Annotated in this window: 1 protein-coding gene; it reads right to left on the bottom strand. The window is 34.7% G+C overall.

Translation table 11 applies throughout. The annotated features are described in order from the left end of the window. Positions 1–389 (bottom strand): S-adenosylmethionine synthetase N-terminal domain-containing protein (locus J1M40_RS11845; protein ID WP_274608005.1); only part of this gene is annotated, 389 nt, incomplete at its 3' end. Positions 390–467: the final 78 nt, after the last annotated feature.

The raw sequence follows: 467 nt of genomic DNA, 5'->3' as shown, positions 1-467 counted from the left end.
CCTGCACCTGTTGCTTCAATTTCTTCTTCGCTATCTTTATCACGATACTCTAATGCTTTATCCACGCCTTGTGCAATGTCAGGTGATTGTTCATCAATCGCAGTTAAAATTGCCATTGTTTCATAATCATAACCATATTTTGCTCTTGTGTATCCAATTTCTTTAATTGTTTCTCTAACAACTTTCGGAATATCAACATATGTTGTTGTAGAAATTTCGCCGGCGATCAATGCCATACCTGTTGTAACAGTTGTTTCACAAGCTACACGTGCATTTGGGTCGTCTTTTAAAATAGCATCTAATATTGCATCTGACACTTGGTCAGCGATTTTATCTGGGTGTCCTTCTGTAACAGACTCTGAAGTAAATAATCGTTTGTTATTTAACATAGTTTGCTCCTTTAAATTTATATTACGAAAATTCTCTCTCTGTGAGCTAAATAAAAAAGACCTTCTAACTATTAATAT

The organism is Micrococcus sp. KRD026 (assembly GCF_017168445.1).
GTDB classification, from domain to species: Bacteria; Actinomycetota; Actinomycetes; order Actinomycetales; family Micrococcaceae; genus Micrococcus; species Micrococcus luteus.
The sequence above is the reverse complement of the archived record's forward strand: the minus strand, read 5'-3'. Positions and strand labels throughout refer to the sequence as shown.